Origin of the sequence: Marinobacter alkalisoli (assembly GCF_045449795.1) — a bacterium.
Taxonomy (GTDB): domain Bacteria; phylum Pseudomonadota; class Gammaproteobacteria; order Pseudomonadales; family Oleiphilaceae; genus Marinobacter.
This window is the reverse complement of record NZ_JBJJLB010000042.1, coordinates 259,798-274,376: the sequence shown is the minus strand read 5'-3', so window position 1 is coordinate 274,376 and position 14,579 is coordinate 259,798. Positions and strand designations below refer to the sequence as shown.

Below are 14,579 nucleotides of genomic sequence, written 5' to 3'. Positions count from 1 at the left end.
TTTATGTCTGAGTCCACTAACAAAACCGATGTGGTTCCGGGTATTCGCGAGATGCTGACCCGGCTGATTGCCCTGCCATCCATCAGCAGCGCAACACCGGACTGGGACCAAAGCAACGAAGCCGTTGTACAGACGCTGGCGGAGTGGCTGGAGCCGCTGGGGTTCAAGGTGGAATTGATGGAAGTGCCCGGCATGCCGGGCAAGTTCAATATGATTGCCACGCTTGGTAGCGGTCCGGGTGGGCTGGTGCTGTCCGGGCACACCGACACTGTGCCCTTTGATGATAAGCGCTGGCAGAGTGATCCGTTCACCCTGACGGAACGGGATGATCGCTGGTATGGATTGGGTACCTGCGATATGAAAGGTTTTTTTCCGCTTGCCATAGAGGCCGCCCGAGCGTTTGCCGGTCAGGAACTGAAACAGCCATTGATCATCCTTGCCACGGCTGACGAAGAAAGCTCGATGAATGGTGCCCGCGCGCTGGCGGAAGCGGGACGACCGCAGGCACGGTATGCGGTGATCGGCGAGCCCACCAGTCTGAGGCCGGTGCGAATGCACAAGGGCATCATGATGGAGCGGCTGGTGTTTGAGGGGCAGTCAGGCCATTCTTCCGATCCCTCCCTTGGCCGCAATGCCCTGGAAGGTATGCACGAAGCGCTGGGCGAGCTGTTGGGTCTGCGCTCTGCCTGGCAGGAGAAATACCGAAACCCGAATTTCAGGGTAGAAGTGCCGACCATGAACCTGGGGTGCATTCACGGAGGTGACAATCCCAACCGGATCTGTGCCAGTTGTGAGCTGCATTTCGATTTGCGGCCGTTACCGGGGATGGATATGGCATCCTTGCGCCAGGCCATCCTCGGCAAGTTGCAGCCGGTGGCCGAGCGCCGTGAACTGTCCATGGTGTTTGAGCCGTTGTTCGACGGCGTGCCACCGTTTGAAACCCCGGCGGATGCGCAGCTGGTCAGTGCCTGTGAGAAGCTGACCGGTCATACCGCCCATGCCGTGGCGTTTGCCACCGAGGCGCCGTGGCTGCAGAAACTTGGATTGGAAACACTGGTCATGGGGCCGGGGTCGATTGATCAGGCGCACCAGCCGGATGAATTCCTGGAGTTGTCTCAGCTCGACCCGACCGTGACGATCCTGAAGGGGTTGATCAAACAGTTTTGCCTGTAATGTTCAGGCATCAGGAAAGACGATTGACCAGGAGAAACGATTGAAATCTAACGACTGGCTGCATGGATTCCGCCATTCCTCCCCCTACATCAACGCGCACCGGGGGCGCACGGTGGTGCTGACCATCGGCGGGGATGCGATTGCCCATGATAATTTCATCAATATTATCCACGATATCGCACTGCTGAGCAGTCTTGGTGTGCGCCTGGTGGTGGTGTTCGGGGCAAGGCCGCAGATTCAGGAAAGACTGGATGAAGCCGGTTTGGAATCGTCATTCCATCGTGGCTTGCGGGTCACCCGGGAGCAACAACTGCCCCTGGTGCTGCAGGCGATTGGCGGGTTGCGGGCATATCTGGAAAGTCAGCTGTCCATGGGACTGGTGAATTCCCCCATGCACAATGCCCGTATCCGGGTCAGTGGTGGCAATTTCGTGGCGGCGCGCCCGGTTGGCGTTCTCGACGGCATCGATTTTGGGTACACCGGTCGTGTTCGCCGGGTGGATGTGGCCGGGATAGAAAAGCTGCTGGAACTGGGCCACATCGTTTTGTTGCCACCCCAGGGGTTTTCCCCCACCGGGGACGCCTTCAACCTGTCTTACGAAGATGTCGGCAGCCAGGTGGCGGCGGCGCTGCAGGCAGAAAAGCTCATCATGTTTATTGACGATCAGGGGCTGCTTGAGCCCGACGGGGCATTGATTCGGGAGCTGTCCGCAAAGCAGGCCACTCAACGATTGGCCGAAGGGGCTGTAACCGGCCACGATGCCGCTTTGTTGAAAGCGGCCTGCGATGCCTGTGTGAAAGGGGTGCGCCGCTCCCACATTATCAGCTACGTGGAGGATGGCGCGTTGCTGGAGGAGCTGTTTACCCGGGATGGTTCCGGCACGCTGGTCAGCGGTGACAACTATGAGCAGATCCGCCAGGCGCGGGTTGAGGACATTGGTGGCATCCTGGAGCTGATTCAACCGCTGGAAGAGCAGGGGATTCTGGTGCGGCGCTCGCGGGAAATGCTGGAAACCGAGATCGACCGGTTTGTGGTTGCCGAACGTGACGGCACGATCGTCGGCTGTGCCGCGCTCCATTGTTACCCGGACGAGGGCGCGGGTGAGCTGTCGTGTTTTGCCGTGGACCCGAAATACCGCCGTGCCGGTCGCGGTGACGATATCTTTGCGATGGTGGAGAAACTGGCCCGTAGCCAGGGCATCCAGCGGTTGTTTGTGCTGACCACCCAGACCGAGCACTGGTTCCGCGAACGTGGATTCCAGCCCTCGACAGTACAGGCGTTGCCGGGCCCCAAGCTGGCCTCCTACAACACCCAGCGCAACTCAAAGGTGTTCGTCAAACCGTTGTGACAAGGCCGACAGGGTCAGTGTCCGTTGTTCCTGGTCCAGTTCAGACAGAGCTCTTACCCGGTCAAAGAAATCGTCAAACTGGTAGTCCTGCTCTTTCAGTAGTTGTCGGAAACCGGGCACGTACTGATTGTATTGCCGGAACAGGGCAATATTGGCGTTGTTCAGTGTTTCGATAGCGCTGCCGAACGGGCCGGGCTGATCCCACTGGCTGGCCATCTCGTTGTAGCGATTGATCAGCTCTGCGAATACCTGCTTTTTTCTGGTTCTCATGGTCTCAACGGACAGTTCCCCCTCACGCCCGTACAGCGCCTCCAGCTCACTGGAGGCGTGTTCCACCAGTGCCAGGGTCTGATTCCTTTGCGACAGCCGTTGCAGTGCTGCGGCAAACTGGTCACCTTCGCCACGCTCTTCCAGCCACAGTCTCAGGCCCTCCAGTTCCACGGCTGTGGCAAAGCTCTCGTTGAACGCCGTGTCTTCGTCAATATAGACCACCTGGTGGGCCAGTTCGTGGAACATCAGGGCCACCATGCGATCATCTGACAAATGGGTGAATCCGCTGTGCAGCGGGTCATCGAACCAGCCCAGGGTCGAGTAGGCTGTTACTGCGCCGATAAAGGTATCAAAGCCCTGCCTGTCGAACTGGCGTTGCTCCTCCTGCGCATCCCCAAGGCTGAAATAGCCCCGGTAAGCCTGACACCCGACGACGGGGTAACACCACTGATGGGGGGTGAGTGAGAACTCCGGGACCGCCACCAGGTTGACCACCACCCAGGGGCGTTCCAGCTCGGAATACTCGGTGAATGCGTCGTCGGCGGGCAATGCCAGCCGGTTCTCTGCGAAGTGGCGAGCGTTCCGGGCGATGGTCAGTTTACGTTTCAGTTCGTCGTCGGTACCGGGATCCGTCAGCAGGCTGTCGACCGGTTGCGAAGCCAGCATCAGCGAGACATGGCCGCCAACTGCCTGGCTGTAGTAGCCAATGGTCGAACACCCTGGAAGCACCGCTACCAGTAGCAAAAGAAGATAGATCTGATTAAGCTGTATCATGGTTCACAATGTGAAGGTGAGGCTGTCTCGCAACGGGATATCCCACTATATTACAGACATGTTCCCCATATAGTAGCAGGTGACACGGGTCACCGTTTCAGGGACGCTGACCAGGGTGAGGCAACGGTCTCCGACCCACCCTGGCCTTGGCCGAATATCAGGTAGTTCATGGATCCCAGAGAACGTCGCACAAGTCCCCGACAGCCCATCAAACTCGCGGCCCAGCTGGATCTTGGGGCGGGTGAGGTGTGGCCGTGCCAGATCGCGGATTTTTGTGCCGAAGGCTTGTTCATTCGATACTCGGGCGACACCTCCCGCAAACTTGAGCGAGCGATAGCCCGGGGCGTGCCCGAGGAGATTATCGTGCGTTTCCGCTCGGCGGATGGCAATCGTCGTCATGAACTGTACGTCAGTATCGTTCGTCGTATCGAAAGGGCCATGGGCGTGCATTTTGTCCGTGCCAATCCGGACGCCGTGAGCGCAATGCTCAAACAGTGTGGTGGCGACCGCTTCCAGGAACGGGCTGCATTGCGAGCGCCCAGTGACCGGGTGCAGTTTGTCCTGCACCAGTCTGCCCGCGCCGTTGTCCAGTTTATTGAACCGCTGATGGATGCCTGTCTGGCGCAGATGATTGTGGCGCTGAAGCAGGCGGCCCGGAAGGCAAGTAGTGACCAGCAGGCAAACGAGTATATGGACGCCTCGGGCCAGCTTGAAGCGCGGCAGCGGGTGATCTGGCACCAGATGGCACAGAGCCTGGAATCGCCTCTCAAGCCGGCGAGAAAAGGGTTTCCGGGCTCGGAGCTGTCGGTGGTGGACAAGGGCGAGTTTGAAGACTGGCTGACCATACGGGTGATGGTTACCAAGGCGGACACCCAGTACCGGGGGGATCTGCTCCAGCTCAAACTGCGGCTGGACAAGCTGGGCATTGCCAACTCCACTGGCCACCACAACCCGCTGGGACCGTCGCTGGTCTGTGAGTCGTTTCATGCCGGGCTGAGTCATTTGAAAGCCAGTCGTGAAGTGGAAAAGGTCTGCCTGAAAGTGTTCGAGCAGCAGGTGCTTCAGCAGCTTGCTCCGCTTTACCAGGAGCTGAACAACATCCTGATTCGCCACGGCGTGCTGCCGGATCTGGACCTGAGCAAATACCTCTCTGAACGGAGCTCCGTGGGTAATGAACCCGGCCGCAAAGCGGCCAGCGGTTCACCGGCACCCGTCCAAACGGGGCAGGGCCAGCAGGCAGCGTCAGCCACGGCGACGGCATCTGCTCCGGCCCGGAGCGCGAGTGCTGGCAAACGGGCGCCGATGGAGTTCCGTGGGTACGCCGATGCCGCCCAGACCGCCTTCGCCACTGTCCGTAACCTGATCGGCACGCTGGCCGCCAGTCGGCTGGCCCGGGGCGATACGGAACCCATGGCTTTTGCGCCCAATGCCCGGCCACTGTCCACGGGGGAACTGCACCGGGAACTGCAGCAGCTGCAGGTGGAGTCGACCGTGTTGAGTGCTGAGGCGGCTACACTCCGGGAACGGGTGGTGGAAAGGGTCAAAGACAGTGGCAAGCACGCCCTCAATGAGGAGCAGCAGGACACCCTGGATGTGGTGGACCGCTTTTTCCGCAGTGTGGTGGAAAGCCCGAAGCTCAGTGATTATGCCCAAAGCCACATGCGCCAGTTGGAAGTGCCGGTGCTGAAAGTGGTCATGCGGGACCCTGCCTTTTTTGATGATAAGGACAGCCCGGTTCGCGGAGTGATGAACCGCCTGGCCCAGCTGGGGGTCAAAGGGGGTCGCATTAACCCGGTGGTGCAGCGCCGGATTGATGAACTGATTCATCGCATCGCCACCGATTTTGAACAGGATACCGGAGTCTTCGAATCCACGGTGCAGGAACTGGACGCCCTGATTGATCGCCAGAACCTGGTGTATCGTCGCAATGTGGAGCGGGTGACCGCTGCAGCCGAGGGTGCTCAGAAGGTATCGGACTCCAAGGCAGCGGTGAACGAAGTGCTCAACCAGAAGCTGGCGGATCGCAAAGTTCCCAGAGCGCTGTTGAGTCTGCTGGAGGGTGGTTGGCGAGATCTGTTGTCGTTGACCTGGATTCGTCAGGGACCGGATAGTCAGTTATGGCAGGATTACCTGACGGTGATCGATTCACTGCTGGCATTCGCGGATGATCCCGGGGCGGGCATTAACCTGCCTGACCTGCTGCGGGTTATTCAGGATGGTCTGTCGTCCATTTCCAGCAACCATATGCCATCCTCTCAGATCCGGGATGAGCTCAAGCAGTTCCTGGTGCGCAGTGCCGACCATCCGCCGGAAATGGTGTTGATGCCGCCGGTCCAGACCGGGGAAGACAAGCAGAAGGTTTTGTCCGAGCGAGAGCAGAAAAGCCTGCAACGCTGGGTGCATCGGGCCCGGCAATTGCGCACCGGTGACTGGCTGAGGGATCAGGAGAATCCCGACGAGCCCCAGTACATTCGTCTGGTATGGGTTGCCCGGGGGTTCAGCCGTTTCGTATTTGTGAACCATCAGGGCATGAGGGTCGTGGAGCTGGACCTGGACGGTCTGGCACGCCAGATGCGCAAGGGCGTTGTGGTTCCCGACAGCCAGTATGAGCGCCCGTTGGTGGATGAGAGCCTCGACCGCATGGTTCGCAAAGTGTATGACCAGCTGTCCTGGGCTTCGACCCACGACGAATTGACCGGGTTGCTGGGGCGGCGGGAGTTCGAACGCATGCTGGACCAGCAGCTGGCCCGCCATGAAGACGAGCGCGCCCTGGTGCGGCTGGACCTGCGCCAGTTCCGGTTGCTGAATGACACCGCCGGCTATCAGGCGGGTGATGACGCCCTCCGCATGATTGCGGATATCCTCCGCGCCCGGGTGGGGGATGGCATGCCGTTGGCGCGCCTGTCCGGGAATGAGTTCGCCTGGCTGCTGCCGGCGGAAACCGCGCTGGCGACCACCCGGACGATCGTGGCTGATATCGAGGCCACGGAATTTGCCTTTGACGGCCGTGAATACCGGTTGTCAGCCAGCGCCGGACTGGTGCCTGAACTGCCCGCGCTGACCGCCGCCGAGCGCTGGCTGCGGGCATCCGAGCACGCCCTGCAAGCGTCGAAACAACAGGGCCATGGCAAGGTCGTTGAGTACGCCCTGGATGCAACCGATCAGTCGCGGCAGGAGCAAATTGCCGCGAAGGTGGCAAGCCTGGGAAACCTGGATGAAGAACGCATGCTGTTGCGTTGCCAGAAGATGATCCCGCTGCACGCGAATACCCGGATGCTGGCGCAGTACGAAGTGTTGATCAGCATGTACGACGACGGCGGTGACCTGATCACCGGCAGTGATTTTGTCCGTATGGCGGAGCGTTATGATCGTATGCAGGCGGTGGATCGCTGGGTGGTGGGTCGTATGCTGGACTGGTTGCGGGACAGCGCACCGGATCCGGATCATCTGGGAGGTGTATGTATTAACCTGTCCGGCTATTCGCTGAACGATCAGTCATTGCTGGAATTCATCTATGACAAGCTGAGCCAGAAGGATGCCCCGATAGAGCGGCTGTGGTTCGAGTTGACGGAAACAGCCGCGGTCAATGACCTGGACCGCCTGGAGGAGTTCATGCTGGAGATGAAGGAGCTGGGGTGTCGCTTCTGCCTGGGCAATTTCGGCAGCGGGCCGGTTTCGTTCCAACTGATGCGCAGCCTTCCGGTTGACCTGATCAAACTGGACAGTACGTTCACCAAGCAGGTGGTTACCAGTGAAACCGACCGGGCAATGGTGCAGTCCATGGTGGATATGGCGCATTATATGAAACGGGAAGTGATTGCTTCCCGGGTTGAATCCCGTGAAGTTCTCGATATGCTGAGGCTTCTGGGCGTGGATTATGCCCAGGGCTTTGTGATTGAAAGGCCCCGGCTGCTGGACAGCCTCCATTAACGCCTGAGCACGCTCCGTCATGTCGAAACGTCACCCTGTCATTGCCGTTACCGGGTCATCCGGCGCCGGCACCACAACCACTGGCCAGATATTCAGCCGTATCTTTGCCAGGGAAGGGCTGCGGGCCGCCACAGTCAGTGGCGACAGTTTTCACCGCTACACCCGGGAACAGATGGCCCGGCTGGCCGCCAAGGGCCAGTTCGGCGAGCGCAACCATTTTGCCCTGGCAGCCAATCACATCGACAAACTTGAAGCGCTGCTCTATGACTACGGCCATACCGGTAATGGCCAGTTCCGCCAGTATGTCCACGATGAAGACCGGGCCCTGGTGGCGGCGGGGCACAAGCCCGGCACCTTTACCCCATGGGGGCCGTTGCCGGCGGATACCGACCTGCTGTTCTATGAGGGGTTACATGGGGGGGTGGTCAGCGACACGTACAACATTGCCCAATACGTCGACCTCCTGATTGGCGTGGTGCCCATTGTGAACCTGGAATGGATACAGAAGATCCACCGCGATACCAACAGGCGCGGATACTCCCAGGAGGCGGTGGTGGAGACCATCATCAACCGCATGGACGACTACGTCCACGACATCGTGCCGCAGTTTGCCCAGACCCACATCAACTTCCAGAGGGTGCCCCTGGTGGACACCTCCAACCCGTTTGTGGTCCGCGACGTGCCAACTGAGGATGAGAGTATGGTGGTCATCCGCTTCCGGGACGCATCGGAAGTGGACTTCCCCTACCTGCTGCAGATGATCTCCGGCAGCAGCGTGTCGCGGCATGACACCCTGGTTATCCCGGGCACCAAGCTCGGACTGGCCATGGACCTCATCCTGAGGCCCATGGTGCTGAGGCTGATGGCGCAAAAGCCCTTCGCGTAGCGTCCTGCTCAGGCCGTCAGGTGCCCGTCCCGGTAGTCCCGCAGGGTCTGTTCGATTTCCTCCCGGGTGTTCATCACAAAGGGGCCGTACTGGACCACCGGCTCGTTGATCGGCTTGCCGGCAATCAGTAGCAGGCGGGCCCCGCGGGCGCCGGACTCAACCCGCACCTGGTTGCCGTCGTCGAGGATGGTGGCCGCAGCGGCTCTCAGGGGCTCATGTTCGGCCTTGTGCTGAAGCTTCGCGTCACCGTCATACAGGTACAGCATGGCATTCAGCTGCTCGCTGACCGGCAGGGTGATGGCCGTGTCCGCCTCCAGATGGATGTCCATGTACAGAGGGCGGGTGCTGCCGCCGGTAACCGCGCCGGAGACGGTGGTGCCGTCCACCTCGATCTCCCCTGCGATCAGTTTGATCCTGGCGCCGTCCAGCTGGATATCGGGAATTTCCTCCGGCTGAATGTCCCGGTAGCCTGCGGGTTTCATCTTCTCGGCGGCCGGCAGGTTCAGCCACAGCTGGAACCCGCGCATCTGACCGGCTTCCTGTTGTGGCATCTCGGAATGCACAATGCCGCGACCGGCAGTCATCCACTGTACGCCACCGTTCTTGAGGTCGCCCCGGTTACCGATATGATCCTCGTGGAGCATGTGCCCCTCGATCATGTAGGTCACCGTCTCGAACCCGCGGTGGGGATGGGACGGAAAGCCGGCGATGTAGTCCTGGGGCTGATCGGAGCCGAACTCGTCCAGCATCAGGAACGGATCCAGGCGAATGTTCTGGTGCTGGCCAATGGAGCGCCTGATGCGCACGCCGGCGCCGTCGGAAGTCTCCAGTGCGGGAATGATCTGTTTGATGGCTCGTAAAGTCATGGTGTCCTCCTGGCACGTTAATTAAGACTATTAAACGCCGGAGGTCGCGGGGAATAAACCGGAGATTTTCGGGGTGGGGCATCAAAAAAACTGAATGACCGGCGGAGACAGGTCCCGCCGGTCATTGCCGGGTGTTACTCCACGTTGCGGGAGTAGAAGATCTCCAGCATCTCGCGGCGCAGGCGATCCTCGATGGACTTTGCTTCTGCCGGGTCCAGATCACTGGCGTTGACGCCAAACACGTAGTTGTCGAGGTTGAACTCCTTCAGCATCATCTTGGTGTGGAACAGGTTTTCCTGGTACACGTTGACGTCGATCATCTGATAGGCGTTCTGGGTGTCCTCGGTCAGGTAGTTCTGGATCGAATTGATATCGTGATCAATGTAGTGCTTGGTACCGTCCACGTCGCGGGTGAAGCCGCGCACGCGGTAGTCCACGGTGACCACATCGGAATCGAAGCTGTGGATCAGGTAGTTCAGCACCTTCAACGGTGAGATCAGCCCGCAGGTGGACACATCGATATCGGCGCGGAACGTGCTCACGCCGTCGTGCGGGTGGCTTTCCGGGTAGGTGTGAACCGTCACGTGGCTCTTGTCCAGGTGCGCGACGATGGTGTCGGGCATCGGGCCGGGAGATTCCTCGTTATCGGGCTCGCCGGAGGAGAGTTCGTGCTCGGCGATCAGCATGGTCACCGAGGCGCCATGGGGCTCGTAGTCCTGGCGGGCAATGTTGAGAATGTTGGCGCCGATGATCTTGACCACATCGCTGAGGATCTGGGTCAGCCGTTCGGCATTGTACATCTCGTCGATGTAGTCGATGTAGGCTTCACGCTGTTCTTCGGTCTGCGCATAACAGATATCGTAGATATTGAAGCTCAGGGATTTGGTCAGGTTATTGAAACCGTGCAGCTGGAGTTTCGATTCCATGCTCAGCCCCTCCGGAGAATGGAGATGAATGACTACAGAACGCCTGCTCGGGCGTTCTGCTGAGGCCGCCACCGACTACTGACCGGGTTGATCACCTTTTGCGCAGACCGGCGGTGAAGGGTGCGTATTATGCACACCGCGAATGGGGTTGGATAGTCTTTGCAACCACATTTTATTATCCGTAAATCCCGCGTCTGCAGGCGCCTATTCCGCTTCCCGGATTTCGTGGCTGTGGGTGATCTCCACGCCCGCCTTTTCCAACATGATCGAGGCGGAGCAATACTTCTCCGCCGACAGGCTGACGGCGCGTTTGACCTGGTTTTCTTTCAGGTTGTGACCGGTGACCACAAAATGCAGATGAATCCGGGTAAAAACCGCAGGGATGGCGTCGGCCCGTTCCGCTTCCAACTCGGCGTGACAGGCAGTGACGTCCTGGCGGCTTTTTTTAAGAATGCTCATGACATCAAAGGATGAGCAACCGCCAAGCCCCATCAACAGCATTTCCATCGGGCGCGGTCCGAGATTTTCGCCGCCGTGGTCGGGCGGGCCGTCCATCTGAACGGTGTGACCGGTGCCACTGGTGGTCTTGAAGCTGGCATTTCCCGCCCAGTCTACAGTTGCTTTCATGTCAGTAAACTCCGCAATACATCAGGGATCTGGCACGGATGCTAGCACATAGAGCGATGCCCGGCAGCAACACCCTTCCCAGACCGGTTACACAGATACACATGGTTTCAGGTTGCCGAAACCGGGCCTTCTTGTTATAAGTTGCGCTGATTTTCATGAAATATGAATAAACCCGCATGGAAAGCCGGGTACATAACAAACATCGGGACCCGCCAGTTTTTGAGGAGGCACGACTCGCACTATGGCCACTATCGTCAAGCCGGTTGAGCAGAAAACCAAGCATCTGGATTATTTCCTGTCGCAGTGTCACCGCCGGCGTTACCCCGCCAAAAGCACGATTATCTATGCGGGTGACAAGAGCGATTCGCTGTTTTATATCGTCAAAGGATCCGTCACCGTTATCATCGAGGATGACGACGGGCGCGAGATGATCATGGCTTACCTTAACGCCGGGGACTTCTTCGGCGAGATGGGGCTGTTCGATAACATGGATTCCCGCAGCGCCTGGGTGAAGGCGAAGACCGAATGCGAGGTGGCTGAAATCAGCTACACCAAGTTCCGGGAAATTGCCCAGCAGGATCCGCGGGTGCTGTATTTCATTGGCGAGCAGATGGCCTCCCGCCTGCGTCAGACCACCCGCAAGGTGGGGGATCTGGCCTTCCTGGATGTGACTGGTCGAGTCGCCCGCACCCTGCTGGACCTGTGCAAGGAGCCCGATGCCATGACCCACCCGGACGGTATGCAGATCAAGATTACCCGCCAGGAAATCGGTCGCATCGTCGGCTGTTCCCGGGAGATGGTTGGCCGCGTCCTGAAAACCCTGGAAGACCAGGGGCTGGTGCGGGTCAAGGGCAAGACCATGGTGGTGTACGGCACCCGCTGACCACCGCCCCGTATTTCTCAGGTGCGGGCCGCCTTCCTGGCAAATCCGTCAATCCAGCCGGCAATGGCGTCGGGCTGGGTCAGCAGTACCCAGTGGGGCGCATCAATTTCCTGTCGGCTCAGTTTTCCTGCCCATTTCTCCAACCCTTCAAACAGCTGTTCCCCCACGTAGTTGTCCTGACCGGGCACGATCAGCTGTACCGGGCATTGTGCCTGCCGGGGTTCCGGCCGTAACAGTTTGGGCATGAAGTTGGCCCGGTACAGTTTCACGCCGTAGCGGCCGTCATTGCGCTGAGAACGGCTGTATTGCGCGTCGGACACCTGCTCCCTGTTCTTCAGGTAGCTTGGCCACAGCTTGTCGAGACCGGCACGCCAGGCGGTCTCCGGCAGTAAGGGCAGCTGGAACATGGCCACGTACCAGGAGCTGACGAGCTGCTTGAGTACCTTGCGGGTACCGCCCTCGCTCACACGGGTAACGTTGTTGCGTAACCAGAAGCCAACGTGATCCAGACACGGCCCGGAAATGGTGGTGTATGAGCGGATTCTTGCAGTCAGGGGGCCGGTGGTCACCGATTCCCAGCTTTGTATCGACCCCCAGTCGTGGGCTGCCAGGTGGAAGGCCTGGCCGGGAATGACTGCGTCCACGACCGCCGCCAGATCCGCAGCGAGATGGGCCATACGGTAGGCACGGGTTCTGGCGGGCTTGTCGGAACGGCCTGCGCCGCGAACGTCGTAACGGATGACGAAATAGCGGTCTTTCAACTGCTCGGTCACCCTGTCCCAAACTGTATGGTTATCCGGGTAACCGTGGACCAGCACCAGCGGCGGAGCATCGGGGTTACCGTCGGTGGTTACGTACAGGTTGACGCCGTTGTTGTTCACCCACTGGTGTTGTGTCGCCATTACTCGCTCCCGTTGGCCGGTTGGCACCGTCATGAAGTGACAGGTTAACGGTCAGGCAGCGTGCTGGCCCGTGCCAAGCGGGCCAGACTGTTGATCAGGACGCCTCTGGAGTACTTCAGTCCACAATGGCGACGGTTTTTATCTGCAACCAGACGGCCATACCCGGTGTGAGCTGCAACTGGTGGGCCGCGCGGCTGGTCAATCTGGCGAGGAAGGATGTGTCGCCGGATTGCAGCCGCACCAGGCTGGTCCCCGGACTCTGGTCCGTGGCGATCTCCAGAACCCTTGCGGACAGCAGGTTCTGGATACTCTGATCGTGGTTGGCGGCGAGGGCGATGCTGACATCCCGCGCGAGGATCTGCAGCCGCACGGGGAGTCCGGTAGCCAGTTTCGGCTCGTCCCGTACCCACAGGCTGCCACCCGGGAAATCGGCGCGGCACAGGTGCCAGTGCTTATCCTGCTCGCCAATGACTGCGTTGACGATGACGCCGGCATCCTCCTCCAGCGCAAAGGGCTGGTCCGTGCGCGCCAGGGTTTCCTGCAACGGGCCTTCCGCCACCACCTGGCCGCCGTCCATCATCACCACGTGATCGGCCAGCCTGGCCACCTCGGACGCCGAGTGGGAAACATAGAGCACCGGGATGTCCAGGGTGCGATGCAGGTTCTCCAGGTAAGGCAGGATTTCCTGCTTGCTATGACGATCCAGCGCGGACAGGGGTTCGTCCATCAGCAGCAGGCGGGGGCTGGTCAGCAGTGCCCGGGCAATGGCAACCCGTTGACGCTCACCGCCGGACAGTTTCTCCGGCATACGGTCCAGCAGGTGGGAAAGTCCCAGCCAGTCCACCGCCTGCCCGAACTGAACCCGTCTCTGGCTGGCTGGAATCCGGCGGTAGCCATAGGTGAGGTTGCGGCGGACGGTCAGGTGGGGAAACAGGCTGGTTTCCTGGAACACATAAGCAAGCGGGCGGCGATGAACCGGCATTTCATTGTGACCGTCCTGCCAGCAGTCACCGTTCACCGAGAGATATCCGTCCGCTTTCTGCAATCCGGCGATGCACCGGAGCAGGGTGGTCTTGCCGCACCCGGAGTGGCCAAACAGCGCGGTGATTCCCTGGCCGGGAAGTTGCAGGTTCACGTCAAGGCGAAACGTTTCAAAGTCACACTGGAGCCGCGCGAGAATGCTGTTGCCGTGGGTCATTTGACGACCCCGCCGGCCTGTCGGCCATTAATGGTGTAGAGCCCGACCAGAACCAGGAAGGAGAACAGCAGCATGCCTCCTGCCAGCCAGTGCGCCTGACCGTATTGCAGGGCTTCAACATGGTCATAGATCGCGACGGACAGAACCCGGGTTTCTCCGGGAATGTTGCCGCCGATCATCAGTACCACGCCGAACTCACCAATGGTGTGGGCGAAGGTCAGCACGGCGGCCGTCAGAAAGCCCGGCCGGGCCAGTGGCACGACAATGGTGAAGAAGCGGTCCCGGGGTGAGGCCCGCAGGGTGGCAGCAGCTTCCAGCATTCGTTCGTTGAGACTGGCAAAGGCGTTATGCAGAGGCTGCACGGTGAACGGTAATGAATAGATGACGGAGGCCAGTACCAGGCCCTCAAAGGTAAATGGCAGGGTACCTATGCCCAGTCGTTCAGTCAGTTGGCCAATCAGGCCGTCGGGACTCAGTATCACCAGCAGGTAGAAGCCCAGTACGGTGGGTGGCAGTACCAGCGGCAACGCGACGATGGCGAACACCGGTTGGCGTAGCCAGTGCTGGCTGCGGGCGAGCCACCAGGCGATGGGTGTGCCAATTACCATCAATAGCACAGTGGTGATGCCGGCCAATTTCAGGGTGAGCCATACCGCTTGCCATTCCGGGCCCATAGTTGCTCCGTTGGATTCACCGGTTTACGGGGGATGATGTCAGGATCTGACGGTTATCCTAACGGTCTTTGCCGATGATTTCCCGGGCTTTTTCGAGGGCGGGGGGATTCTGCGGATAGTGT

12 protein-coding genes are annotated in these 14,579 nt (G+C 59.8%); 5 read left to right on the top strand and 7 right to left on the bottom strand.

What is annotated here, in order from left to right:
- The first annotated feature begins 3 nt into the window (after positions 1-3).
- Both argE and argA read left to right on the top strand, forming a co-directional pair.
- The gene (gene argE, locus ACJO3M_RS18445) at positions 4-1,173 is read left to right on the top strand and encodes an acetylornithine deacetylase (RefSeq protein WP_407002844.1); all 1,170 of its coding nucleotides are present in this window, start codon (positions 4-6) and stop codon (positions 1,171-1,173) included.
- A 40-nt stretch (positions 1,174-1,213) separates the two neighbouring features.
- Positions 1,214-2,521: an amino-acid N-acetyltransferase gene (gene argA, locus ACJO3M_RS18440; RefSeq protein ID WP_407002843.1), complete on the top strand. Its 1,308-nt coding sequence runs from the start codon at positions 1,214-1,216 to the stop codon at positions 2,519-2,521.
- Here argA and ACJO3M_RS18435 read toward each other — a convergent pair.
- Positions 2,495-3,565, bottom strand: a complete 1,071-nt coding sequence (locus ACJO3M_RS18435; RefSeq protein WP_407002842.1) for an aminopeptidase — start codon at positions 3,563-3,565, stop codon at positions 2,495-2,497. The genes argA and ACJO3M_RS18435 overlap by 27 nt on opposite strands.
- Positions 3,566-3,733: 168 nt before the next feature.
- Between ACJO3M_RS18435 and ACJO3M_RS18430 the strand changes: the two genes are divergently transcribed.
- Positions 3,734-7,495 carry a DUF1631 family protein gene (locus ACJO3M_RS18430; RefSeq protein ID WP_407002841.1) on the top strand — a complete coding sequence of 1,254 codons (3,762 nt, stop codon included), beginning with the start codon at positions 3,734-3,736 and terminating at the stop codon, positions 7,493-7,495.
- A 19-nt stretch (positions 7,496-7,514) separates the two neighbouring features.
- Positions 7,515-8,381 carry a phosphoribulokinase gene (locus ACJO3M_RS18425; RefSeq protein ID WP_407002840.1) on the top strand — a complete coding sequence of 289 codons (867 nt, stop codon included), beginning with the start codon at positions 7,515-7,517 and terminating at the stop codon, positions 8,379-8,381.
- Positions 8,382-8,389: 8 nt separating this feature from the next.
- Here the strand turns inward: ACJO3M_RS18425 and ACJO3M_RS18420 are convergent, their stop codons facing one another.
- The 3 genes from ACJO3M_RS18420 to ACJO3M_RS18410 all read right to left on the bottom strand — a co-directional run bounded on the left by ACJO3M_RS18420 (position 8,390) and on the right by ACJO3M_RS18410 (position 10,800).
- Positions 8,390-9,247, bottom strand: a complete 858-nt coding sequence (locus tag ACJO3M_RS18420; RefSeq protein WP_407002839.1) for a pirin family protein — start codon at positions 9,245-9,247, stop codon at positions 8,390-8,392.
- Between the two features lie 134 nt (positions 9,248-9,381).
- Positions 9,382-10,173: an adenosylmethionine decarboxylase gene (gene speD / locus ACJO3M_RS18415; protein WP_407002838.1), complete on the bottom strand. Its 792-nt coding sequence runs from the start codon at positions 10,171-10,173 to the stop codon at positions 9,382-9,384.
- A 204-nt stretch (positions 10,174-10,377) separates the two neighbouring features.
- Positions 10,378-10,800 carry an OsmC family protein gene (locus ACJO3M_RS18410; RefSeq protein ID WP_406989374.1) on the bottom strand — a complete coding sequence of 141 codons (423 nt, stop codon included), beginning with the start codon at positions 10,798-10,800 and terminating at the stop codon, positions 10,378-10,380.
- Between the two features lie 241 nt (positions 10,801-11,041).
- Here ACJO3M_RS18410 and crp point away from each other — a divergent pair, with 241 nt between their 5' ends.
- On the top strand, positions 11,042-11,683 hold the full coding sequence (gene crp, locus ACJO3M_RS18405) for a cAMP-activated global transcriptional regulator CRP (RefSeq protein ID WP_007153756.1): 642 nt from the start codon (positions 11,042-11,044) through the stop codon (positions 11,681-11,683).
- Positions 11,684-11,700: 17 nt separating this feature from the next.
- Here the strand turns inward: crp and ACJO3M_RS18400 are convergent, their stop codons facing one another.
- The 3 genes from ACJO3M_RS18400 to modB all read right to left on the bottom strand — a co-directional run bounded on the left by ACJO3M_RS18400 (position 11,701) and on the right by modB (position 14,457).
- Positions 11,701-12,585, bottom strand: a complete 885-nt coding sequence (locus ACJO3M_RS18400) for an alpha/beta fold hydrolase (RefSeq protein WP_406989373.1) — start codon at positions 12,583-12,585, stop codon at positions 11,701-11,703.
- A 115-nt stretch (positions 12,586-12,700) separates the two neighbouring features.
- Positions 12,701-13,783, bottom strand: a complete 1,083-nt coding sequence (gene modC, locus ACJO3M_RS18395; protein WP_407002837.1) for a molybdenum ABC transporter ATP-binding protein — start codon at positions 13,781-13,783, stop codon at positions 12,701-12,703.
- Complete coding sequence (gene modB / locus ACJO3M_RS18390; protein WP_407002836.1) at positions 13,780-14,457, bottom strand: molybdate ABC transporter permease subunit; 678 nt, start codon at positions 14,455-14,457, stop codon at positions 13,780-13,782. Before modB ends, modC begins: the two co-directional genes overlap by 4 nt.
- Positions 14,458-14,579 lie beyond the last annotated feature (122 nt).